Annotated in this window: 16 protein-coding genes; 6 read left to right on the top strand and 10 right to left on the bottom strand. The window is 44.6% G+C overall.

Features of this window, described 5'->3' with window-relative positions; all coding sequences use genetic code 11:
- Positions 1–186: 186 nt before the first annotated feature.
- From DDR33_RS22420 to DDR33_RS22405, 4 genes are all read right to left on the bottom strand, one after another.
- Entirely contained in the window at positions 187–465 is a 279-nt protein-coding gene (locus DDR33_RS22420; protein ID WP_109418040.1) for a hypothetical protein, read from the bottom strand.
- A 92-nt stretch (positions 466–557) separates the two neighbouring features.
- Entirely contained in the window at positions 558–1562 is a 1005-nt protein-coding gene (locus tag DDR33_RS22415) for an NAD(P)H-dependent glycerol-3-phosphate dehydrogenase (protein WP_109418039.1), read from the bottom strand.
- 114 nt (positions 1563–1676) lie between these two features.
- The gene (locus DDR33_RS22410; protein ID WP_109418038.1) at positions 1677–3032 is read right to left on the bottom strand and encodes an efflux RND transporter periplasmic adaptor subunit; all 1356 of its coding nucleotides are present in this window, start codon (positions 3030–3032) and stop codon (positions 1677–1679) included.
- A 15-nt stretch (positions 3033–3047) separates the two neighbouring features.
- Positions 3048–4547 carry a TolC family protein gene (locus DDR33_RS22405; RefSeq protein WP_238387903.1) on the bottom strand — a complete coding sequence of 500 codons (1500 nt, stop codon included), beginning with the start codon at positions 4545–4547 and terminating at the stop codon, positions 3048–3050.
- Between DDR33_RS22405 and DDR33_RS22400 the strand changes: the two genes are divergently transcribed.
- The 5 genes from DDR33_RS22400 (at position 4546) to DDR33_RS22380 (ending at position 12885) form a co-directional block, all read left to right on the top strand.
- On the top strand, positions 4546–5163 hold the full coding sequence (locus DDR33_RS22400; protein ID WP_109418036.1) for a polysaccharide deacetylase family protein: 618 nt from the start codon (positions 4546–4548) through the stop codon (positions 5161–5163). The genes DDR33_RS22405 and DDR33_RS22400 overlap by 2 nt on opposite strands.
- Before the next feature lie 223 nt (positions 5164–5386).
- Positions 5387–7654: an aconitate hydratase gene (locus tag DDR33_RS22395; protein ID WP_109418035.1), complete on the top strand. Its 2268-nt coding sequence runs from the start codon at positions 5387–5389 to the stop codon at positions 7652–7654.
- Between the two features lie 358 nt (positions 7655–8012).
- Positions 8013–10367: a TonB-dependent receptor gene (locus DDR33_RS22390; protein WP_109418034.1), complete on the top strand. Its 2355-nt coding sequence runs from the start codon at positions 8013–8015 to the stop codon at positions 10365–10367.
- A 1-nt stretch (position 10368) separates the two neighbouring features.
- The gene (locus DDR33_RS22385) at positions 10369–11595 is read left to right on the top strand and encodes a DUF4374 domain-containing protein (RefSeq protein ID WP_109418033.1); all 1227 of its coding nucleotides are present in this window, start codon (positions 10369–10371) and stop codon (positions 11593–11595) included.
- 18 nt (positions 11596–11613) lie between these two features.
- Entirely contained in the window at positions 11614–12885 is a 1272-nt protein-coding gene (locus tag DDR33_RS22380; protein WP_238387902.1) for a PepSY-associated TM helix domain-containing protein, read from the top strand.
- Positions 12886–13120: 235 nt separating this feature from the next.
- On the opposite strand, the gene sucD is transcribed toward DDR33_RS22380, so the two are convergent.
- Complete coding sequence (gene sucD / locus DDR33_RS22375) at positions 13121–14002, bottom strand: succinate--CoA ligase subunit alpha (protein ID WP_109418032.1); 882 nt, start codon at positions 14000–14002, stop codon at positions 13121–13123.
- Between the two features lie 59 nt (positions 14003–14061).
- Positions 14062–15837 (bottom strand): ABC transporter ATP-binding protein, encoded by a 1776-nt coding sequence (locus tag DDR33_RS22370; protein ID WP_109418031.1) that lies wholly within the window; start codon positions 15835–15837, stop codon positions 14062–14064.
- Between the two features lie 163 nt (positions 15838–16000).
- Between DDR33_RS22370 and DDR33_RS22365 the strand changes: the two genes are divergently transcribed.
- The gene (locus DDR33_RS22365; protein WP_238387901.1) at positions 16001–17200 is read left to right on the top strand and encodes a porin; all 1200 of its coding nucleotides are present in this window, start codon (positions 16001–16003) and stop codon (positions 17198–17200) included.
- Positions 17201–17293: 93 nt separating this feature from the next.
- On the opposite strand, the gene DDR33_RS22360 is transcribed toward DDR33_RS22365, so the two are convergent.
- The 4 genes from DDR33_RS22360 to DDR33_RS22345 all read right to left on the bottom strand — a co-directional run bounded on the left by DDR33_RS22360 (position 17294) and on the right by DDR33_RS22345 (position 21647).
- Positions 17294–18199: a helix-turn-helix domain-containing protein gene (locus DDR33_RS22360; RefSeq protein ID WP_109418030.1), complete on the bottom strand. Its 906-nt coding sequence runs from the start codon at positions 18197–18199 to the stop codon at positions 17294–17296.
- Positions 18200–18403: 204 nt separating this feature from the next.
- On the bottom strand, positions 18404–19249 hold the full coding sequence (locus DDR33_RS22355) for an SDR family NAD(P)-dependent oxidoreductase (RefSeq protein WP_109418029.1): 846 nt from the start codon (positions 19247–19249) through the stop codon (positions 18404–18406).
- Positions 19250–19488: 239 nt separating this feature from the next.
- Positions 19489–20265, bottom strand: coding sequence for a LuxR C-terminal-related transcriptional regulator (locus tag DDR33_RS26895; protein ID WP_109418028.1), 777 nt, complete (start codon positions 20263–20265; stop codon positions 19489–19491).
- Positions 20266–20453: 188 nt separating this feature from the next.
- Positions 20454–21647 carry a hypothetical protein gene (locus DDR33_RS22345; protein WP_109418027.1) on the bottom strand — a complete coding sequence of 398 codons (1194 nt, stop codon included), beginning with the start codon at positions 21645–21647 and terminating at the stop codon, positions 20454–20456.
- Positions 21648–22348 lie beyond the last annotated feature (701 nt).

Genomic DNA, 22348 nt, shown 5'->3' with positions numbered 1-22348 from the left:
TTCCGTGATTTCTCAGGCAACCGCAGAGATCGTAGTGATCGGGGCGGAGACCGTGGTCATGGAAGATCTGGCGGAGACCATGAACGCCGCAAACGCTGGTAAAAGAAGCGAACAGCATTTGGTATTTAGCTTTTAGCTTGCCGGGAATTTCCCTGATAAGCTAAAAGCTAAACGCCGGATGTATGCTTAATCATTCTCCAGATATACCCGGTGTCCCATGTCATTTTCATAAAACTGCCTGTCGTACATATCCAGGTACACCGGTTCGCCGTTAGGCCCCTTTACGTTATGCAGCAGGCGGTCTTTAATTTGATTACCATATTCCACTAAACGATTTCCTAATCCTCTGGCCGAATCAATCAAACCATCGGCAAGACGGGTACCATCTTTTCTCCTGTACATAAGGGCAACGATTGCTGCAGCTGCCGCCCCGGCGCCAACGCCTAAAACTACTAACTTCTTCATAGTGACATTGTTTAAAGTGTATTTATTGCCTGAAAACGCCGTATGCGGCGGTTAAAAAGGTAACAAATAAAAGAAGCGGAAGTTTTTATAAATCAGGACAGCTGATCTGCAAGGAGCCTCATCTCGATATGCGGGGAATGCTTTTCATAGAGGATAGCATATACAGCCCGGCAAATAGGCATATTTACTTTGTGGATCTTGTTGATCTGGTGAAGGGAATTTGAAGCATAAAAGCCTTCAGCAACCATATTCATTTCAAGCTGGGCCGATTTAACCGTATAGCCTTTACCTATCATGTTGCCGAACAGCCTGTTCCGGCTGAACTGAGAATAAGCCGTAACCAAAAGGTCGCCCAGATAGGCAGATTCTTTTATGTCGCGGTCAATAGGATGTACGGCATTTACAAACCGCATGATTTCCCTGATGGCATTGGATATCAGAACAGACTGGAAATTATCCCCATATCCCAGGCCATTGCAAATGCCGCTGGCCACTGCATAAATGTTTTTCAATACCGCTGCGTATTCAGTACCATAGATGTCATCTGATACATTTGTTTTGATATAGCGCGTATTGATGAGGGAGGCAAACCAGGTTGCCAGTTCCGGATCTGCCGAGGCGATAGTGAGATAAGAGAGCTTCTCAAGAGCCACTTCTTCAGCATGGCAGGGGCCGCTTAACACTACGATATCCTCAAGGGGGATATCATATTTTTTATTCATGAATTCCCCGATGATCATGTGATCCTCCGGAACGAAGCCCTTAATTGCGGAGATGATCTTTTTGCCCTTAAATATCCCGGCGGGTACCTTGTTCAGTACATCCGGCAGGAATGCTGCGGGGACGTTCAGCAATACCATATTCGCCTGAGAAAGCATTTCTTCGAGGTTATTGCTGATATTTTCAGCCGGAACCCTTATTTCTACAGAGCTTAAATAGTTCGGATTGTGTCCATACTGCCTGAGGTGCGATATCGATTCTTCGTTTCTCATCCACCAAAAAACCTCTTTATCAGTACGGTTGTCAAGCAACATCTTGATATTTGCCGTCGCCCAACTTCCTCCGCCTATAACTGCTACTTTCGCTGTTTGCTCCATAAAATAAAAATCCCGGTATTTACCGGGACAAGTTTAATGAATTTTTTAGTTAGTTCTGAGGCCGGAGGCCAGATATGAGATATGTTATCTAAAATCCCATGCCTGTATTATCCGTTATTTCTTGTCTCCTTCGAATAATTTATCCTTACTTACTTTCTCAACCTTAGCACCATCCTTAAGTGTTTTGGAGATAGCTGTAAAAGGCCCTGAAACAACCTCTTCACCTTCTTTAAGGCCTGAGAGGACCTGTATATAGGTGTCGTTCTGGATACCGGTCTTAACGATCACCTGTTTTACAATGCCGTCGGCCTGATAAACAAAGACACATTCCTTTACAGGTACCTTTTCCGCTGCTTTGGTTTTCTTCTCGCTGTTTGACTTATTCTTTTCAGGTTCTTCCTTTTTCTCATCCCTGGTAGTCACAGACTGGATCGGAACGGAAAGGCCTGAAGCTACCTCTGTATGAATATCAACCGTGGCAGATAAACCGGGTCTGAAAGGCGACTGGTTCTTATCGTTGGGCCTCAAAAGGGCGGTGTACGATTCCGGAAGAATCCTTACTTTAACAGTGAAATTTGTTACCTGATCGGCACTTGTTCCTGCAACGTTAGCAGAGCTCGCTATTTCTGTGACAGTTCCCTTAAACTTTCTACCCTGGAAGGCATCTACTTCAATCTCGGCCGGATCGTTTAAAGAAACCCTGTTGATGTCGTTTTCATTTACGTCTACGTTGACCTCCATTGTGTTCAGGTTGGCCAGCCGCATAATCTCGGTACCTGCCATCTGGGCAGTTCCCACAACCCGTTCGCCCAATTCAACAGAAAGCTTTGAAACAACCCCGTCAACAGGTGCATAAATGGTAGTACGGGCCAGATTGTCGGCTGCCTCTTTTACCACAGCTTCAGATTGAGCTACTCCGTATTTTGAGCCGATAATATTCTGGCGAAGTCCTTCCAGATTGGCTTTTGCGCTCAGGTACTGCGCTTGTGCAGCGTCGTATTCAGCGGCCGAAAGTACCTTCTTTTTGAATAGTTCTTCACTTCTTTTGTAACTCGCCTCGGTGTTTTTAAAGTTTGCCTCCGCTTGTTTCAGTTGTTGCTGGGCAGAGGCTAACGTAGCTTTTTGGGTATTCAGCGAAGCCACGGTCCGGTTATAGCCCGACTCAAGAATGTCAGGGCGGATCTTACATAATAACTGGCCTTTCTTTACTACATCTCCCTCTTTGATGGCCAGTTCAACAATTTCCCCTGAAACTTCAGAGCTTAATTTTACCTCTGTCTCCGGCTGTACCTTACCACTGGCAGATACCGTTTCGGTAATTGTCCGCTTCTGTACTTTTTCGGTCGCTATTTGAATTTTATCCCCGTTTCCGAACCATCCTAACTTACTTCCAGCTATTGCAATAATAATCAGTATGATCGCTCCGATGATCAGGTATTTTAACGTATTCTTTTTCTTTTGCTTTGCCATTTGATTGAATATATATTAGAAGGTCAGAGGGTTCCCTAAATAAAAATCGATGATTTTATTCCTGAATATCAGATTGTAACGCGCCTGGATTAAACTGAATTCCTTCTGGTTGAGGTCAGTTTGCGCCTGGTTGAAATCCAGAGAATTCACAAGCCCTACACTATAGCGTTGCTGGATAGCATTAAATGCATCTTTAGAAGACTCGTAAGCGCTGTTAGCAGAATTGTAATTACTTTCAGCTGCGCGCAGGTCAGTTACTGCCTGATAGATGATCTTGTTGAAACTGTTCCTGGCAAGCTGTTCCGTAACAACAGCATTCTGGTAGGTAATCTTAGCCCTGCGAAGGCCGATTCTTGACGATAGCCCGTTAAAGATCGGAATACTTAGAGTAAAACCAAGACTTTGGTAAAGGTTCTCGTCAATCTGATCCCCGAATTTTGTCTTTTCTATTACACTGATATAATCCGGAGTAACCACCCTTTGATCCGTTCCTTCCACCACACCTATAGGGCTGAAACTACCTGTTGCGGTTCTGTTTACTACGCGTGTCCGGTTACTGGAGTATCCCGAACCAATATTGCCCTGAAATGTTAGCCTGGGATACAATGCAGATCTGGCTACATCCACAGCTTTTTGCGCAGTCAGCGTCCGGTATTTTGCGAGGCTGATATCCGGGTAGTTTTCTACCGCTTTTCCGTAAATTTCAGCTGCCTTTTCATTATTGATGTCGCCAAGCTGATTGACAACGGGCTTTACAACCTCAAAGCGGTTCCCCGGATCCCTCTCCATGAGCTGGGCAAGATTCAAATAGGAGATATCCACCTGGTTCTTCGCATTCGTAACATTCAGTTCAGCCGTTGCAGCCTGCGCTTTTGCCTGAGAGAGGTCAGCAAGAGTTTTGCTCCCCACGTCAAATTGTTTCTGCTCCCGGTCGAGCTGAAGCCTCGCCAGTTCAAGCTGCTGCTCTGCGGCAGTGAGCAGGTCCTGGTTGCTCAGCACCTGGAGGTAGGTAGTTACCACTGTCAGCGCCAGGTCGTTCTGGATCTTTTTGGTGTTGCTTTTATCTGCTTCAAGCTGATATTTATATTGAGAAACCTGGTGCCACAACCTGAATCCCTGGAAAATGGGCAGTCCGGCAGTGATACTTCCGTTCGAAGAGGTCGTTTGCTGATTGACATATTCGTAGGTCAGAGGGTCCACATTTTGCCCGAAATTGAAGTTCAGGTTTGCTCCTGCATTCAGTGTCGGATAAAAGAAAAGCTTCGACTCCTTCAGGCTTTCCTGAGAGAGTGCTTCACTTAGCTTTGATTGTTTAATCTGTAGGTTATTCTGAAGCGTGAGCTCTACCGCCTGCTGAAGTGTTATTCTTTCCTGAGCTTTTGTGCCAAATACCGTAAAGATCAACAGAAGCGCAATTGCTTGTCCTTTCACCTGCGCTGATAAAGTATTTTTGAAGATCATTCCTCTAAAGTAATTATTTTGTAGTATTGTACTCAATTTTAATTCTATTATCATGTATTTAATTAAGACTCCTTTCTGGTTAAGGTTACTTTACCCGACTCTTACCTGGAGGAAGCTTAACGATACAAAAACCATCTTTATAACATTTGACGACGGACCGATCCCCAATGTTACACCTTTTGTACTGAATTCTTTAAAAGAGTACAATGCGAAAGCAACTTTCTTCTGCATCGGCGATAATATACGAAAGCATCCTGACATATTCAGCGAGGTTGCAGAGGCGGGGCATGCCATCGGCAATCACACCTTTAATCATCTCAGGGGCTGGGATACCGATGATGATGTTTACGTTGATAATGCCCTGCAATGTCACCAGCTTGTAGCATCTCATTTGTTCAGGCCTCCGCATGGCAGGATTAAGAAATCACAGATCCGCAAATTGTGTGCAGTAATCCCGGACCTGGAGATCATTATGTGGGATGTTCTCAGCGGCGACTTCGACCAGCAGCTTAGCCCGGAAAATTGTCTTAAGAACGTCCTCCGAACTACGGAGCCAGGTTCTATCGTTGTTTTCCATGACAGCCTCAAAGCTTTCGACCGGCTTCAATACACACTTCCAAGAGCTTTAGCAGCCTGGAAGGAAAAGGGATACCAGTTTGGAACGCTGTAGGGAATCTTCGATAAGTTACGTCTAATTCAATAAGCTCTTTGTCTATAACTTATCACTTTCAACTCACCACTTACAACTCCTCCCCGTACTGTATTTAGAATTTTTCCAAATAAAAATTGACAAAAGTGATCCCGGTCATTTTTTAGTATTTTTTGTATTTTCGCATGAACTATAACTCCTGTAGAGAGTTAAATTATTGGAACACCTTAAAAATCACAAAATAATGGCGTTTGATATAGAAATGATAAGAAAGGTTTACAGCAATCTTGCCGGGCGTGTTGACGCTGCCAGGAAAGTTGTTGGAAGACCCCTGACACTTACTGAGAAAATCCTTTATTCCCATTTATGGGATGGCGATGCAACCGAAGCTTATAAGAGAGGCGCGTCTTATGTGGATTTCGCTCCCGACCGTGTTGCCATGCAGGATGCAACCGCGCAAATGGCGCTATTGCAGTTCATGCAGGCAGGGAGACCACAGGTTGCTGTTCCGTCGACTGTACACTGTGATCACCTTATTCAGGCGAAGGTAGGTGCTGTTCAGGATTTGGAAACTGCCGCAAATACCAATAAAGAAGTTTATGATTTTCTTTCATCCGTTTGTAATAAATATGGCTTAGGCTTTTGGAAACCCGGAGCCGGGATCATTCACCAGGTGGTACTTGAAAACTATGCATTCCCGGGTGGGATGATGATTGGTACCGACTCACATACGCCCAATGCCGGCGGACTGGGAATGATCGCAATCGGAGTGGGTGGTGCTGATGCCTGCGACGTAATGGCCGGCTTTGCCTGGGAACTGAAGTTTCCAAAACTGATCGGCGTAAAGCTGACAGGCAAGATGTCCGGATGGACAGCCCCTAAAGATGTGATCCTGAAGGTGGCAGGAGTGCTGACCGTAAAAGGAGGAACAGGCTGTATTGTGGAGTACTTTGGAGAAGGTACCCGCTCCATGTCGGCTACCGGTAAAGCTACTATCTGTAATATGGGAGCTGAGATTGGTGCTACTACATCTATCTTCGGTTACGATGAAAAGGCTGAAGCCTACCTGAGAGGCACAGGCCGCGCTGATATCGCAGATCTTGCCAATGAAGTAGGCAGCTACTTAACAGGAGATGAAGAAGTGTATGCGAATCCTGAACAATATTTTGACCAGGTGATCGAAATTAACCTGTCTGAGCTGGAGCCTCATGTGAACGGACCTTTCACTCCCGACCTGGCATGGCCGATCTCTAAATTTGGCCAGGCTGTAAAGGAGCACAACTGGCCGGCTAAGCTGGAAGTTGGTTTGATCGGATCATGTACCAACTCATCTTATGAAGATATTACCAGGGCAGCTTCAGTTGCACAGCAGGCGGTAGACAAACATCTGACAGCAAAATCAGAATATACTGTAACTCCCGGATCTGAGCTTGTCCGCTATACTGTAGAACGTGACGGATACCTGGACACCTTCCAGAAAATCGGAGGCGTTGTGCTGGCAAACGCATGTGGTCCGTGTATCGGCCAATGGGCGCGCCACACAGATGATCCTACCCGTAAAAATTCTATCATCACCTCATTCAACAGGAACTTTGCGAAGCGTAATGATGGTAACCCGAATACGCACTCCTTTGTTGCCTCTCCTGAAATTGTAACAGCGTTATCTATAGCGGGAGATCTTACCTTTAACCCGCTCACTGATACCCTTACGAATGAAAGGGGCGAGCAGGTAAAGCTGGATGAGCCGACTGGCCTGGAAATGCCGGAAAAAGGATATGCTGTAGAAGATGCAGGATATCAGGCCCCGGCAGAAGACGGCAGCGGTGTGCAGGTAATTGTTGATCCTCAATCGAGTCGCCTTCAGTTATTAGCTCCGTTCCCTGCATGGGAAGGAACCGACCTTCACGGTCTGCGACTGCTGATTAAGGCAAAAGGAAAGTGTACAACAGATCATATTTCGATGGCCGGGCCATGGCTTAAATTCAGGGGCCATCTCGACAATATCTCGAACAATATGCTTATCGGTGCTGTCAATTACTTCAATGACAATACAGATAATGTTAAAAACCAGCTCACAGGCGAATACGGCCCTGTTCCTGCTACTCAGCGCGCATATAAGGCTGCGGGTGTAGGAACAGTAGTAGTAGGTGACGAGAACTATGGCGAAGGTTCATCCCGTGAACACGCAGCAATGGAACCACGTCACCTGGGTGTAAGGGTTATTCTGGTAAAATCGTTTGCCCGTATCCACGAGACCAACCTGAAGAAGCAGGGGATGCTTGCCATTACCTTTGCTGATCCTAATGACTATACCAAGATCCAGGAAGATGATATCATTGATATCGAAGGATTAACATCTTTCGTTCCGGGCAGCCAGTTAAAGGTTGTTCTTCATCATGCAGACGGATCATCTGACTCATTTGCGGTAAATCACACTTATAATGAGCAGCAGATCGAATGGTTTAAGGCTGGTGCGGCGCTGAATATCATTAAGATGAAGCAGCAGGCATAAGGTTTAAAGGAACATAACAATAAAGCGAAGCCGCCTCAAACGTTAGATTTGAGGCGGTTTCGCTTTTTTTTTTTTTCGGGACGTTAATATGAGAAAAGACCGGCAGTTTAAGTTTAGCAGCTTTTAAAGTCGGCATTCTCTATTTAATTCTGATACTACACGGGCAGGATGTGCTTCCGGTATCATCTCTTCCCTGCTGGGCGGAGTAAGCAACGGTGGAAAGAAGCTTGAATAAATAGCTTCTTCTTTGGAATTGATCTAAATAAGTTTACTTTTGCAGCAGTAAAAAAAAGCCACACGGTTCGGACCCGTATGGCTGCCGGTTTCCCGGACTACTTTCAATTGGAATTAAAAAGTGATGCAAATTAACAAATTTTTGCTGACAGGGGTATTGTGCGCCCTCGTATTTTCTATAAAGGCTCAAGCTCAGAATCTGAGTGGGTTTGTGAAAAGCAACAGGGGCGAACCTGTTCCCGCAGCTACTGTCAGACTTCAAAATTCTTCTCTCTGGACCATTTCTGATCACGACGGTCATTACCGCATTAAGAACATTAAACCCGGCACTTACATCCTGATGATTAAGGCTATTGGCTTTAAAACGCAGGAGAAGGAGTTGTCCATTGAATCCGGTAAGGAGACGACGCTTAATGTTGCACTTGCCGAAAGTACAGAGCAGATGGAAACCGTAACCGTTACCGGAAGGACTATAGCGCAGGAAACAAACAGGCAGGCCTTTAATGTTACAGCTGTCGATGCCAGGAAATTATATAATACCACGCTTGATATTTCATCTGCTTTAGACCGGGTAGCCGGAGTCAGGGTCCGTGAGTCGGGTGGTGTGGGATCGAATTTTAATCTCTCCCTCAACGGTTTTTCCGGTAATCACATCCGTTACTTTATTGACGGAATTCCGATGGATAATTTTGGGTCGTCTTTCCAGATTAACAATATTCCGATCAATGTAGCCGACCGTGTAGAGGTTTATAAAGGCGTGGTGCCTATGTGGCTTGGATCGGACGCTTTGGGAGGTGCCGTCAATATCGTCACAAGTGATCGTTACAGAAATTATGTGGATGCATCTTATTCTTACGGTTCTTTTAACACACACCGGAGTGTAATCAACGCTGCCGTTACTTCAAAAAACGGCTTTACAGTTCAGCTTAATGCTTTTCAAAACTATTCGGACAATGATTACAAAGTGAAAGTCGAAGCCTGGGATATCTATACCGGAGCCTTTTCTCCGGCAGCAAGATTAAGAAGGTTCCATGATACTTACCATAATGAGACCCTGATAGCCAATATAGGGGTTGTGGATAAGTCCTATGCCGATAAATTATTACTTGGTATCACCCTGGGGCAGAATTATAAAGAGATTCAGACGGGAGCCCGCATGGAGGCAGTATTTGGTGGCCGCCATCGCAGGGGGAACATCATCATGCCTTCCCTGAAGTATAAAAAGACCAATATCGCAAAGGGACTAGACCTGACAATCAATGCCAATTATAATTTAGGCACAGAACGGAATATTGATACGCTCAACGGGAATTTTGACTGGTACGGCTCTTTTAAACCCCTGGGCGCAAATGGAGAATCCGGAAGGACGCTTTCCAAATACAAGAACAATAATGGACTGGCTACCGCGATGCTGAATTACCGGATCAGTGAGACTCAGTCAATTGCCCTCAGTAATGTGTTTTCTACTTTCAACAGGAAGGGCCGTGATGCTGCCAATCCTGCTAACGATGCATTTCAGGGAAAGAAGAAGACTGATAAAAACGTGCTCGGACTGGGTTATAGTATCGACGTCAGGGATAAATGGAGCGCGACTATCTTTGGTAAGTATATCTACCAGAACATCATTAATGAGGGAAAAACCGCCGGCAATTCCAGTATGAATAAGATCGGCTATGGAACTGCCGTCACGTATTTTGTTACTCCAAATCTCCAGCTTAAATCATCTTATGAGCTGACTAACCGGATGCCTGAAGCGAACGAGATCTTTGGTGATGTGGAAAATCAGAATGCAAACCCGGGCCTCAGGCCGGAAAAGAGCAATAACCTGAATCTCGGTGCGGGTTATGGTTTCTCTGTTAATACGAACAATAATTTTTATGTTGCTGCCGGTGCAGTGTACCGCCGCTCGGATGATTTTATCTATAATCGTTTGGATATTAATCAGGCGAGATTGATTGCAGATAACCGTGAGGGTGTTAGTACCTGGGGCGGAGATGCAGAGGTGAGGTACTCTTATAAAGACTGGTTGTCGGCAGGCACAACAGTGACCTACCAGTTTCTCAGGAACCTGCAGAAGTATGAGCCGGAGTATACTGGTGTAAGCCCATTATACAGGGATCAGATGCCTAATATTCCCTACTTTTTCGGGAACGGTGATGTTTCAGTCTCTCTTAAGAACGTGGGAAGAAAAAATAATAGCCTCACAATCGGGTATAACCTCCTTTATGTCCATGCATTCTGGCTATACTGGCCAAGTCGTGGTGCCAAAGATGCTGATGCTGAGAAGCGCGAGGTTGCGCAGCAGCTAAGCCATGATGTCAACTTTGTATACAGCCTTGCAGGAGGCCGCTATAATGTGGCGCTGGAATGTAAAAACCTTACAAATGCCGACCTGTATGACAACTTCAGCCTGCAAAAGCCAGGCCGTGCCTTCTATTTGAATCTCCGATACTTCTTTAACAAAAACAATCATAATTAATATGAAAACAATTCTCCAAAAGACAGCTGCGGCGTTGGCCATGGCGATAGTGGTTAGTTCATGCTCAAAAGATGAAAATGAAACTACGGCAACCCGCGGCGACTTTATTCTGGCTGTGACGCCCGCTGCTTCAACCGGTGTTGCCGATTATCTGATAAATACACCTCAGCTTGAATCAGGTAAAATCTCCACTGAAGAAAACGGTATCGAGCAGGATGGTACTTACCGGTATTATGTTACCCATAACGGAAAGTTCTTCAGCATGCTCTATGGACAGCAAAATCCGGGCGCTGTAACCACCTATGAAAATATTAATGGAAAGCTGACAAAGAAGTCGAATTTCAGAACTGAAACCGTCCAGGCTTTCGCTCCCGTAAATGATGATCTGCTGCTGGTTAAGATTCCGAGAAATATTGCTAATCCTCTGGCTAACTGGTATCGTGTCAATACAAACAGTTTGCTTATTGAAGGCGAAGGAACTGTGGATGTACACACTCCCTCAAATAATGGTGAATCGGCATTCTTCAGCTGGATCAAGCAGGTGGGTAATAAGGTGTATGCACCCTATTTCTCTATTGTAGCAAGCGGCGATGAGGTGTTTGGAACAAACCATCCTGACGGAGCATGGATTGCCGTTTATTCCTATCCCGGTATGCAATTAGAAAAAGTCATTACCGACGACCGCACCAGTTTCATCGGGCGCTATTTTACTGATGGCCTGGCTGTGGTAGAAAACGGAGATGTTTACGCGTTTTCTGCTTCGGTAGCTATTAAAAATAAAGTGCTGACATCTACAAAGCCATCGGCTATTACAAGGCTGAAAGCTGGTACAGATGAATTCGACCGCAGCTATTTCTTCGACTTCGAAGCGGCATCGGGTGGTATGAACATTACAAACTGGCTTTACATCGGAAATAATAACTTTATTGTGAACGCAACCACCAGGGCGGAAAAAGGAAACTACACGATTGGTAAAAATATAGGGATCGTAAACGTCGTCAACAAAACCTTTACTAAGGTTGATGGCCTGCCGCCGGTTGACCAGATCTACAGCATTACCAATAACAATTATACTCCTAAAGACGGCCGGTACGGATATATTGGTGTAAACCTGAAAGAGGGTTGGGGATACATCTATAAAATTGACGCTTCCACTCACACAGCTACTCAGGGATTAAAAGTAGAAGGAGGTGTTATTACCGCAGTACAATATCTGAAATCTAAGTAAAAGAATAATCACAGAACGATGATGCCGATAAAAGACCCATCTGTAGTGAAAAGCAGGGACAAAAGTTCAGTTTTCAGGAAAGTTAATAACTGGCTGCATTTATGGCTGGGATTAATCTCAGGCATCATCGTTTTTATAGTGTGTATCACCGGCTGTATATGGGTGTTCAACGAAGAGATCACGGCACTGCTGGAGCCGGAAGCTAATATAAAATACCAGAACAAGCCTGTCCTGTCGCCGGCACAGCTTTCCTCGATCGGGACACGCTTATTCCCCGGTCAGGTAGCTTCATATGCCTATTACCGGCAAGACCGGGCTATTGAACTGACTCTTCAAAATCCTGCAGAGCGGGGAAGAAGAGCCGGCGGTACGCTTCTCAAAATCAATCCATACACCGGCGAGGTGATAAGCACCACTGTCAGAAAGAAAGGAGATGTTGATTTCTTCCGGTTTATCATCAACGGGCACCGTTTTTTATGGCTCCCATATGAAGCCGGGAGGCTGATCGTAAACTACGGTACGCTGGTTTTTGTAGTGATACTGATTACCGGACTGATATGGTGGTATCCCCAAAAATGGACCAAATCAACGCGGGAGAAAAGCTTCAAAATTAAATGGGGAGCTTCGTTTAAGCGCCTTAACCTTGACCTGCATAATGTACTCGGGTTTTATTCTCTTTTGTTCCTTCTGGCAATCGCTCTTACCGGGGTGGTCTGGGGAATTGAATGGTTCAGCAAAGGCCTGTATTGGGCGACAAGCGGCGGGGATAAACTGGCGGAGTTTGAGCGGTTCGAGTCGGACTCGCTGCAGGCTAACAGGCATTATACACCTACCCAGGCTATGGATATTGCCTGGAAAAAGGTGATGACAAGACATCCCGGATCAACCGGCTTTTTCTACTCGTTCCCTGATTCATCCAGGAAAAAAGCCAGCATAGATATTACAGTGTATCCGGATAAAACGCAGCTCTACAGCAGGCAGGGATATTCATTTGATCAGCATACTCTCAAAGAATTTAATCGTAAAGACGTCTACTCTATTTCCTATGAAAATGCATCCTTTGGAGGTAAACTCCGGAAGATGAACTACGATATTCATGTAGGCAGTATCCTGGGCTTCCCGGGAAAGGTCCTTGCATTTCTGGCTTCCCTCATAGGGGCCAGCCTGCCGGTAACAGGCTTCTTAGTCTGGTATGGACGTAAATTCAAGAAGAAGGCCAAACGCGGAGAACATAAGAAAGGAACTTCCGTACAGAAGGCAGAGCAGGGCTTAGCCATGAATCCTTCGTGAATATCTGCCATCTTCGCCTTCCAAAATCAATCGACGAAGATCTTTCTTACTCCGGCAATAAGGGGGAAGCGAACGCTATACCGATATCGGCAGAGAGCAAGCGTTTAATTTTAGTGCAGATGTAACCGCCGGGCCTTTTTTTGTCTTAATTTAAGAAGCCAGCTCCTGCATTTGCTTGAAACAAACATAGGAGACAGCTTCTTTTTATTGTTAATCTTAATCGTTTTGCGAGCGTCTACTTACTCACTGCTGCAAGCTCTTCAGCCATAGCAGCCCCTATTTCAGCAGGAGACTCTACCACCCTGATGCCACACTCACGCATGATCTGCATCTTTGCAGCAGCAGTGTCATCTGCGCCACCTACTATCGCTCCGGCATGCCCCATACGGCGGCCTGCGGGCGCAGTCTGGCCGGCAATAAAGCCAACTACCGGCTTCGTTCCGTTTTCTTTGATCCAGCGTGCCGCTTCAGCTTCCATGCCTCCGCCGATTTCGCCGATCATCACGATTCCTTCAGTTTCAGGATCGATCATCAAGAGTTTAACCGCTTCAACAGTCGGCGTACCAATGATAGGGTCCCCGCCGATACCAATAGCTGTGGTTATTCCAAGGCCTGCCTTTACCACCTGGTCAACAGCCTCATAGGTAAGAGTTCCCGATTTGGAAACAATACCCACAGATCCTTTTCTGAAGATAAAGCCTGGCATAATACCGATCTTAGCCTCATCAGCTGTGATGATTCCCGGGCAGTTGGGGCCGATCAGTGTGCAGTCGTGATCTTTTATGTATTCCTTCACCACGATCATGTCCTTGGTGGGAATACCTTCTGTAATACAAACGATTACTTTGATCCCTGCGTCTGCAGCTTCCATGATAGCATCAGCAGCAAATGCAGGAGGTACAAAAATGATGGAGACGTCAGCGCCTGTTTTATCCACAGCATCTTTCACTGTATTGAAAACCGGCCTGTCAAGGTGTGTTTGTCCCCCTTTTCCGGGAGTCACACCCCCCACCAGCTGAGTTCCGTACTCAATCATCTGGGAGGCATGGTAGGTACCCTCGTTTCCGGTAAAGCCCTGAACAATAACTTTCGAATTTTTATTTACTAATACACTCATTGAACGGAATTTAAGATATGCAAAGCTATAAGAATAGGCCTAAACGCCAAACCTTTTTATCATCCCAGGGTCGATTTTTCAATCCCTGAGGAGTTAAACTGAAGATCGAACAGCCGTTTGTAATAACCGTTCTGCTGCAGTAATTGTTGGTGAGAACCCATCTCTTTTATTTCACCTTTGTCAAGAACGATGATCTTGTCGGCGTTCTGAATTGTAGAGAGACGATGTGCAATGACGATGGAAGTCCGGCCCTTCATCAGCTTTTGCAGAGTCTGCTGAATAAGGATTTCCGTCTCTGTATCTACCGAGGATGTAGCTTCATCAAGCACCAGGATACTGGGATTGTACACCATCGCCCTTATAAAAGAAATGAGCTGTGCCTGCCCCGCAGAGAGGGTGGCCCCCCTTTCCATCACATCGTAGTCGTACCCGCCCGGCAACCTGCTGATAAACTCGTCTGCTCCCGCTTCCCTCGCCGCCGCTTCCACCGCCTCCCGGCTGATTTTAGTATTGCTGAGGGTGATGTTGTTCGCTATCGAGTCGGAGAAGAGGAACACATCCTGTATCACGGTGCCTATTTGCGACCGCAGATAACCAAGGTCATAATCCCTGATGTTTTTTTCATCAATTTCTATGCTTCCCCTGCCAATCTGATAAAACCTGTTGAGAATGTTTATCACCGACGATTTGCCTGCCCCTGTGGCGCCCACCAGGGCAAGGGTTTGTCCTGGCTCTACCTCGAAATTGATGTTCTTCAATACCCATTGATCGTCGTTGTACGCAAACCACACATCCTTAAAAGATATCGCTCCCCTGATCCTTTCACCTTTGAAAGTTCCCTTATTTTCCTCCTCATCATGCGTGTCGAGGACTGTGAAGATCCTGTCGGCTCCAACCATACCCATCTGGAGGGTGTTGAATTTATCGGCCAGTTCCCGGATAGGTCTGAACATCATGTTGATATACATGATAAAAGCCATAATCACGCCGGGAGAGGTGTCGTGGTCAATGATTGATTTAGAACCATACCACACCAGGAGACCGATTGAGAAGGCCGAGATAATTTCTACCACCGGAAAGAAGATAGAATAATACCAGTTAGACCGGATATTGGCGTCGCGATGGCGGGCATTGATCTGTTTAAACTTATGCATCTCCTGGTTTTCGCGTGCAAAGTATTGAGTAATGCTCATGCCCGTGATATGCTCCTGGAGAAACGTATTCAGGAGTCCTACCTGTGTTCTCACTTCCTGAAATGCTGATTTGATGGCCTCCTTAAATACGTAGGATGCAAAAACAAGAAGCGGCATCGGGATTAACACAATGAGGGTCAGCTTCCAGTCGGAATACAGCATCACAGCCAGGATGGTGATCAGTTGTAAAATATCGCCGGCAATCATGATCAGGCCTTCCGAGAAGATGTCCGCAATCGTTTCAAGGTCCGAAACCGTCCGGGTGATCAGCTGCCCTATGGGCGTCTTGTCAAAAAAGCGAAGCTTCAGTGAACCTATATGGTTGAAAACGTTAATCCGCAGATCGCGGATGGTTGACTGTCCAAGGGTGTTGGTCAGGTAAGTATGGTAATACTGTATAATAGCCTGGAGAAACAAAAGAACCAGCATGATCAGGGTCATGTTGATTAAGCCCTCTTTATTGTTATTCAGAATGTATTTATCTACCGTATACTCAATGAGCAAAGGGCGTAAAGGGGCTATCGCCGCGAGGGCCACAGTCAGGATCATCGACCAGATAAAGATCGTTTTATAAGGTTTTACATACCTGAAAACGCGCTTAAGAAGATTTACATCATATGCTTTGCCGGTCACTTTTGCCATTCCTGAGCTTTTGAGGTTGCAAAAGTATGAATATTTTACTTTGCGGCTGTCAGGTACAGGTAATGAGCTTGCCTTTTGAGGCACCAGGAGAATATCTTAACAATGAAAATACCATAGCTTAATTTTAGTATTTTAGTCCCCTTTCTTACAGTCACTAAGGCATATGCGTATTTTAAATATTTACTTTTTTTTATCGGTGCTCACATTCGTATCCGTCAGGGCCATTGCGCAGGGAGAAGTAGACGAACGGTCGATGATATTCAGGATGAACGGACTCGAAGTGAAAACGAAAGATTCTTCGTTTTATGCTAATTTTCGCTTCAGGATGCAGAACAGGATGGGCTTTTATACGCAGGGGGGAACTGATTTCGGAATTTCTGAATGGGACGCACGCGTCAGGAGGCTGAGACTTCGTGTCGACGGATATGTGCTGAGTCCAAAAATCGGGTATAGCCTTCAGCTGGCTTTCACCCGCGGAGATCAGGATGTAGATAATACCGGGATCGCCAATATCGTGAGAGATGCCGTCATTTTTTATCATTTTACAGATAACTTTTATGTGGCGTTCGGACAGAACAAGCTGCCGGGAAACAGGCAAAGGGTAAATTCTTCCGGGCAACTGCAGTTTGCCGAACGGTCGATTGTGAATAATACCTTTACAGTAGACCGCGATTTCGGTATTAAAGCCTACTATAACAATAAAATTGCCGGAATGCCTTACCGCCTGAAAGGAGCCATCACCACAGGTGAGGGGCGGAGTGTGAATACTACCGACAACGGCCTGGCCTATACGGGCAGGGTAGAGGTACTGCCTTTTGGAGAATTTAAGAACGAGGGCGACTACTCTGAAGGTGACCTGGAACGGGAGGAATCGCCCAAATTATCCCTTGCCGGTGGATACAGCTATAACTTTAAGACAAACCGGACAGGCGGACAGCTGGGAAAGGAATTGTATGCCGCCAGGGATATGGGGACTGCTATATTCGACCTGATCTTCAAATATAACGGGTGGGCGTACGAGTCGGAATATATGAAACGCACATCTGATAACCCGCTCACATTTAACAATAGCGGAAACCTCCGGTATGTATACGCCGGTTGGGGAAATAATCACCAGGTTTCGTATCTGTTTAAAAATCATTACGAGACTGCTCTCCGGTATTCCATTCTACAGCCGGAAGACCTCACTGCAATTTATGAACCCCGGAAAGAAATCCTGGAAGCAGGAGTTACCCGCTATCTCAGGAAGCACCGGATCAAAGCTCAGCTGAATTTAAGTTACAATACGGAAGATGGCGACTGGGATTTCCAGGATGACGATAACTACTGGGGCGCATTATTCCAGGTTGAATTGGGGATCTGATGAATTTGGAGTATCATTACTGTTAGCTGTTGTAATCTTTACAGCTCCATCGGGGCTTGGCTTCCCTCAAGACATACTCTTGGCTTGAACCCGTCAATTGAATGCCGCACGAAATTCCAGGGGAGTTTGCATTGTCCTGGTTTTGAAAAACTTGTTGAACGATTGTGAGTGCTCAAACCCAAGTTCGTATGCAATCTCGCTGATGCCCAGAGTAGTGGTCGAGAGCTTTTCTTTTGCCAGAGACAACAGCTTTTCCTGTATATGCTCTTTGGTAGTCTTTTTCGTACTGTTTTTGAGTACAGTTCCCAGGTAATTGGGCGATAAATAAAGTTCTGATGCGATGTCCTGTACGCTTGGTATGCCTTTCTCCGCTAAGCTTTGCGGGGAGAAGAATTTTTCCAGAACCTTTTCCAGCTTTGTCAATATTTCCTGATTGTTGATCTTGCGTGTCAAAAACTGACGCTGATAGAAACGTTCGCAATAACTCAGTAAGAGATCAATCTGAGACAGGATGATCGTTTGACTGAAAGCATCAATATTTGAGTGGTATTCCCGCTTTATTTGTTCCATCAGATCTGTGATGATGATTTCTTCTTTTTCCGAAAGGAATAAGGCTTCATGGATGGCATACCCAAAGAAATCATAGGTTTTGATTTTGTTAGCCAACGGACTATTCCATAAAAAATCCGGATGAATGACCAGCAGGAGCCCGGATGGCTGTACGCCCGGCTTAGCAGTCGACAATTTGACAACCTGGCCCGGCGCAACAAAAGAAAGTAAGCCCTCGTCAAAGTCATAGGGAAGCTGACCATACTTAAATTTTCCCTGGATGTTTCTTTTTAATCCAATGGTATAAAAATCCTGCACCCAGCTGATCTCAGGCTCATCCGTCTGGTAAGAAACCAGGCTATAATCTACCAGGCTGATTAATGGATGTTCCGCCTTCGCAAGGCCGCTGATCTGATGAAAAGAGGCAATATTTTTTAAGTGATGTATCACAGTCTTGACTAATTTAAGAAAAAGGTGGGACAGAAGCAGATGTTTTCGTCCCACTTATTTTCATGTTATTAATGGAATAGACACATGCAGTAAAAAAACTCAACTGTCGTCGGGAGTTCTTTGTCCACAAGTGGAATATGGACAAGGTGGGCCGGGCTGCAGCTGTTTTACAAGGCATCAAAGCCGTTTTCAGTTCCCTGACTATCAATTTTGAGCATAGTCGGTGGATTTGCTCAAAGACTCATGTGCCGAAAGATCTTTTTGGACGGCATCTATTTTTTGTGAAGCCATACCAAATGAATCGCTTCCCATGAAGAAATGCAATGGCGCTTGTTCCAATGATACGAGTTCAATCAGGGCTTCGGCACCTTTTTGCGGATCTCCAGGCTGATTGCCAGGTATATCTTGCAGGTGTACGCGGTCTAATTCACGGGCTTCTTTATAGTCATCGATAGGATGTTTGGCTGTACGCAAAGATTCTTTAGATAGAAACTCAGTACGGAAATATCCCGGATAGACGATAGTCGTTTTGATGCCCAGTGATTGTGCTTCCGCTGCAAGGGCCTCGGTCATTCCGGCAACGGCAAATTTGGAAGCATTATACACTCCCCACCCAGGGAATCCACCTACGAAACCTGCGATCGATGAAATATTGATGATATATCCGGAACGCTGCTGACGCAGGTAGGGCATTGTATTTCGAATGATGTTAAGTGAGCCGAACACATTGATATCAAAAGCTCTTCTGGCCTCTTCGTCGGTCAATTCTTCCAGGGTGCCCAATTGCCCGTACCCGGCATTGTTAACAACTACATCTAAGTGCCCAAAGTGTGTTACCACCTTTTCAATGGCTAATTTTACGGCATTGTCATTACTGACATCCAATGTTAAGGGAAGGAAATTGTGTTGTACACCAACAGCCTTCTGAAGATCTTCGACAGACCTGGAGGTCGCTGCAACCTGATGCCCTTTTTGCAATAATTTCGTCACAAGTTGAAGCCCTAAACCTTTAGATGCTCCGGTGACTAACCAAACTTTACTTGCATTCATATTCTGCTGTTTTATTGATTGTTAATGATGTTACAAAGGTGCGGCAGAGGGCTGTAACATTTGTAGCCCGATCAATGAAGGTTGTATCCCGAACTACGAAGTGCGGTAAGGAAGGCTTGCCGGAGATTCAGGAGGAGCGAAAATGAGTTCAGGGGAGATGTATATTTTCACCCTTCACCCTCTTGTAAATTTCTGTCAATTCTACTGTTTCCCGAGCACCGGGCTATCAGTCGAAGAGGTCAAAAACCTAGTAAATTATCGCGGAGCACTTTCGTTGTCAGTTCTACTGCCGATGTTACGCCTGCCTTTCGCAGCAATTTTTTGCGGTGTCCGTCTACTGTCAGTTTGCTGATGAATAAGGCATCGGCAATCTCCTGACTTGTTTTACCCTGGAGCACATATTGCAGCACTTCTTTTTCCCGTCGGGTAAAGATACTTTTGCGGGGCAACAGTGCCGTCCTACCTTCACATACATGATAATAACTGGGTTCTCCGTCAAGCCCGATAAAAGACAGGGTTGATCCAGGCGGCTTATTCAGGTGCGTAATATCAGTATGTACGCCAAGCACCCTGATGACAGCTCCCTGCTCATCGGCTTGAATGGTAACAACCTGTTGTAAGATCCGGGCATAGGTGCCATCAGTATGGCGTATGCGGTAATCATAGCTAACCTTATATTTTAGTACTTTATCGGGAGGCAGATCGTTAAAAAAACGTGTCACCTGCTTCTCAAAACCGATAAAATAGGGGAGGTCTTCAGGGTGTATCACTTCCAGCAAGTATTCGATTGTAAAAATATCCGGCGAACTAAGCCCGAGTACGGGTATTATCGCATCACTGACATATTCCATTTGCGTAGTAGAGCAATTAAATATATAGTGATAATACGGGCCAACATGAAAAATATTCAGCAGCTTTTTATGAAGCTCCAGTTCAAAGGATAGCTCCCGGTCGGGTGCATTCCTGGCGATCTCCCGCCACACTTTTTTTACCTCATCGTATCGGATAACGGACATGATATTCAGTGATTTACCGGGAAATTACTAAAAATCCAGCAATGCTGCAATATACACTAGCAGCCGGAAGCAGAAGAGGCTGTCTTATATGGGAGTTCCGGCCTGCGCGGCATCATAGGATCCTGCAAAGAGGTTGTTTTACGGTCGAGAGAGATTGGAATAAAGTATATCTTAAGCCAATGCCGCTATCAATTTATTCTTATATAGTAATAAACAGCAATATTTTTGGGCCTAGATTCTGAGCCTATTCCACTTTCTGAATATCCTTTTTCTGGTTTTCTTACATAGGCATCTTCTCTTCCTGTAGGGTCTGTTGGAATATAGTCTAATGCCCTTGAAGGATTTCCGTTGCCAGAATGCCCAGTCCATCCGTGACTGTGTGCTCCCACTAAATCCGCTTGATAACTTCCTCTAACTCTTGTGTCTGGATCTTTTCTCTCCCCAGCAACAATCGTGGATTGATCCTGATCAAATTGATTTAGTCCTCTCACAAACAATCCTCTCAAATCTGGAAGCTTAGTTTGATTGGCGATTCTTTGAAATGCTGAGTTTGGCACCTCTCTTCCATCTGCGGGGGCCCATTTTGAAAACTTTGCTGTCCATATATTTCCTATTGGGTTATTTAAATTATTGTTGGTTGCAACCTGAAATTCGGTCCAGTTTAGATAAGATGTTATAATGGTTCCTACTGGTAAATCTTTATTAAAACCAGTAGGATCCGCAGGAACTTTATATGAAGCGACTCCCCTATCAGTTTCCAAAACTAATATAAGATCTTTATTAGGATCCCTATCACAAGTTATAGATGTCTGATTTTTCAAAAGATCTCCCATGTTGAAGGATTTTGTAATATTGTAAGCACCCCTGATTTCAAATCTTACAACCTTAGGCATTGGATCGGATTCAATTTCCTTATAATATGATACTATAAATAATACTTCTTTATCACTAACACTGGCATTTAATTTAAATCCAAATTTTCTTGATTTATCTATACATTCCATGTATGTCTTGGCTATTTCAATATCCGGAATGTTTGTATATGCATAATCATAGAAAGATTGATTTATTGTTAAAGACGTGGAATTGCGAATACTATTTTGAAATTCATTCATTTTAGAATCAGATGCATTAACGCCTAACTCAATGGGTACAGCATCTGTTATTACAGAAAGAGAGCTTCCCCACTTATTGTCTCTGAAGTCTTTTTTAAATTGTTCAGAACTAAAATACATTTTTAAATCCTTTTGAAAATTGCCAGTTTTAGCCATTTGATAAGTCCTATAGAGGCCGTTTTGCAAAAGGAGTTTACAAGGCTCTTCATCTTGTGCATAAAGCGCTGTGGAAAATAAAAAAAAAGCGAATGTAATTGTACTTTTCATTTTGATAAAATTAGTTTCTGCTCTACCTGGATTATTAATGTACTTAAATCTTGTATGCTGGAAATTGCCTGTATAATAAGAACTCTATGAGTCTATTACGTTTGTCAAAAGATCGAATAGAGAATGCCATTATTATGCTTTTGAAAGGTCAATAATGATTTTTTATTGAGAATTTCATTGTGCTGTTCTGATTGAATAAATTTGGACTATTTACAATCGCAACCGGATTACGCTTAAATAATACAGGATCTGCAATGTCAGAATTTTAAAGTATACACCCTCTTTAAGTATGAAGGATTTTTTTTTCATGATATTTTGGTTTGATTAACAAGTATAAGAAGACATGTGTGAGAAAAAAATACCTATAAATGGGTGTTTTGTCACGCCTGCTTAATCGGAAACTAACAGTTTCAAATTTCAGAATATAAGGATGCACAGAAAATAAAAAGTAAGAAGTATAAATTCGGTAGATCCAATAGTTGTAAGCTAATAGCGGGATCTGCTTTGCAATAAAAGTGTAACTATTTAATAACCTTTCGCCAAAGGCACTAGAGAATTATCTAACGGGACTGGCTGGCACCATTCGAACCGAAATGCCCTCTATCTAAAGGTGAAAGACCTTCGCACGTTATATACATGAAACCAGTTTTATCATCCACTCCGTTTTCATCGTCAACACTTAAAGATTTAAATGTCCCACC

The organism is Pararcticibacter amylolyticus (assembly GCF_003130405.1).
Lineage (GTDB): Bacteria > Bacteroidota > Bacteroidia > Sphingobacteriales > Sphingobacteriaceae > Arcticibacter > Arcticibacter amylolyticus.
This window is presented reverse-complemented; position numbering and strand designations above follow the sequence as displayed.

Coding starts and splice junctions, on each gene's coding strand:
- DDR33_RS22380 (WP_238387902.1), top strand. CDS start 11,614: ATGATGCCGATAAAAGACCCATCTGTAGTGAAAAGCAGGGACAAAAGT.
- DDR33_RS22395 (WP_109418035.1), top strand. CDS start 5,387: ATGGCGTTTGATATAGAAATGATAAGAAAGGTTTACAGCAATCTTGCC.
- DDR33_RS22355 (WP_109418029.1), bottom strand. CDS start 19,249: ATGAATGCAAGTAAAGTTTGGTTAGTCACCGGAGCATCTAAAGGTTTA.
- sucD (WP_109418032.1), bottom strand. CDS start 14,002: ATGAGTGTATTAGTAAATAAAAATTCGAAAGTTATTGTTCAGGGCTTT.
- DDR33_RS22345 (WP_109418027.1), bottom strand. CDS start 21,647: ATGAAAAGTACAATTACATTCGCTTTTTTTTTATTTTCCACAGCGCTT.
- DDR33_RS22365 (WP_238387901.1), top strand. CDS start 16,001: ATGCGTATTTTAAATATTTACTTTTTTTTATCGGTGCTCACATTCGTA.
- DDR33_RS22400 (WP_109418036.1), top strand. CDS start 4,546: ATGTATTTAATTAAGACTCCTTTCTGGTTAAGGTTACTTTACCCGACT.
- DDR33_RS22370 (WP_109418031.1), bottom strand. CDS start 15,837: ATGGCAAAAGTGACCGGCAAAGCATATGATGTAAATCTTCTTAAGCGC.
- DDR33_RS22410 (WP_109418038.1), bottom strand. CDS start 3,032: ATGGCAAAGCAAAAGAAAAAGAATACGTTAAAATACCTGATCATCGGA.
- DDR33_RS22415 (WP_109418039.1), bottom strand. CDS start 1,562: ATGGAGCAAACAGCGAAAGTAGCAGTTATAGGCGGAGGAAGTTGGGCG.
- DDR33_RS22390 (WP_109418034.1), top strand. CDS start 8,013: ATGCAAATTAACAAATTTTTGCTGACAGGGGTATTGTGCGCCCTCGTA.
- DDR33_RS22405 (WP_238387903.1), bottom strand. CDS start 4,547: ATGATAATAGAATTAAAATTGAGTACAATACTACAAAATAATTACTTT.
- DDR33_RS22385 (WP_109418033.1), top strand. CDS start 10,369: ATGAAAACAATTCTCCAAAAGACAGCTGCGGCGTTGGCCATGGCGATA.
- DDR33_RS22420 (WP_109418040.1), bottom strand. CDS start 465: ATGAAGAAGTTAGTAGTTTTAGGCGTTGGCGCCGGGGCGGCAGCTGCA.
- DDR33_RS26895 (WP_109418028.1), bottom strand. CDS start 20,265: ATGTCCGTTATCCGATACGATGAGGTAAAAAAAGTGTGGCGGGAGATC.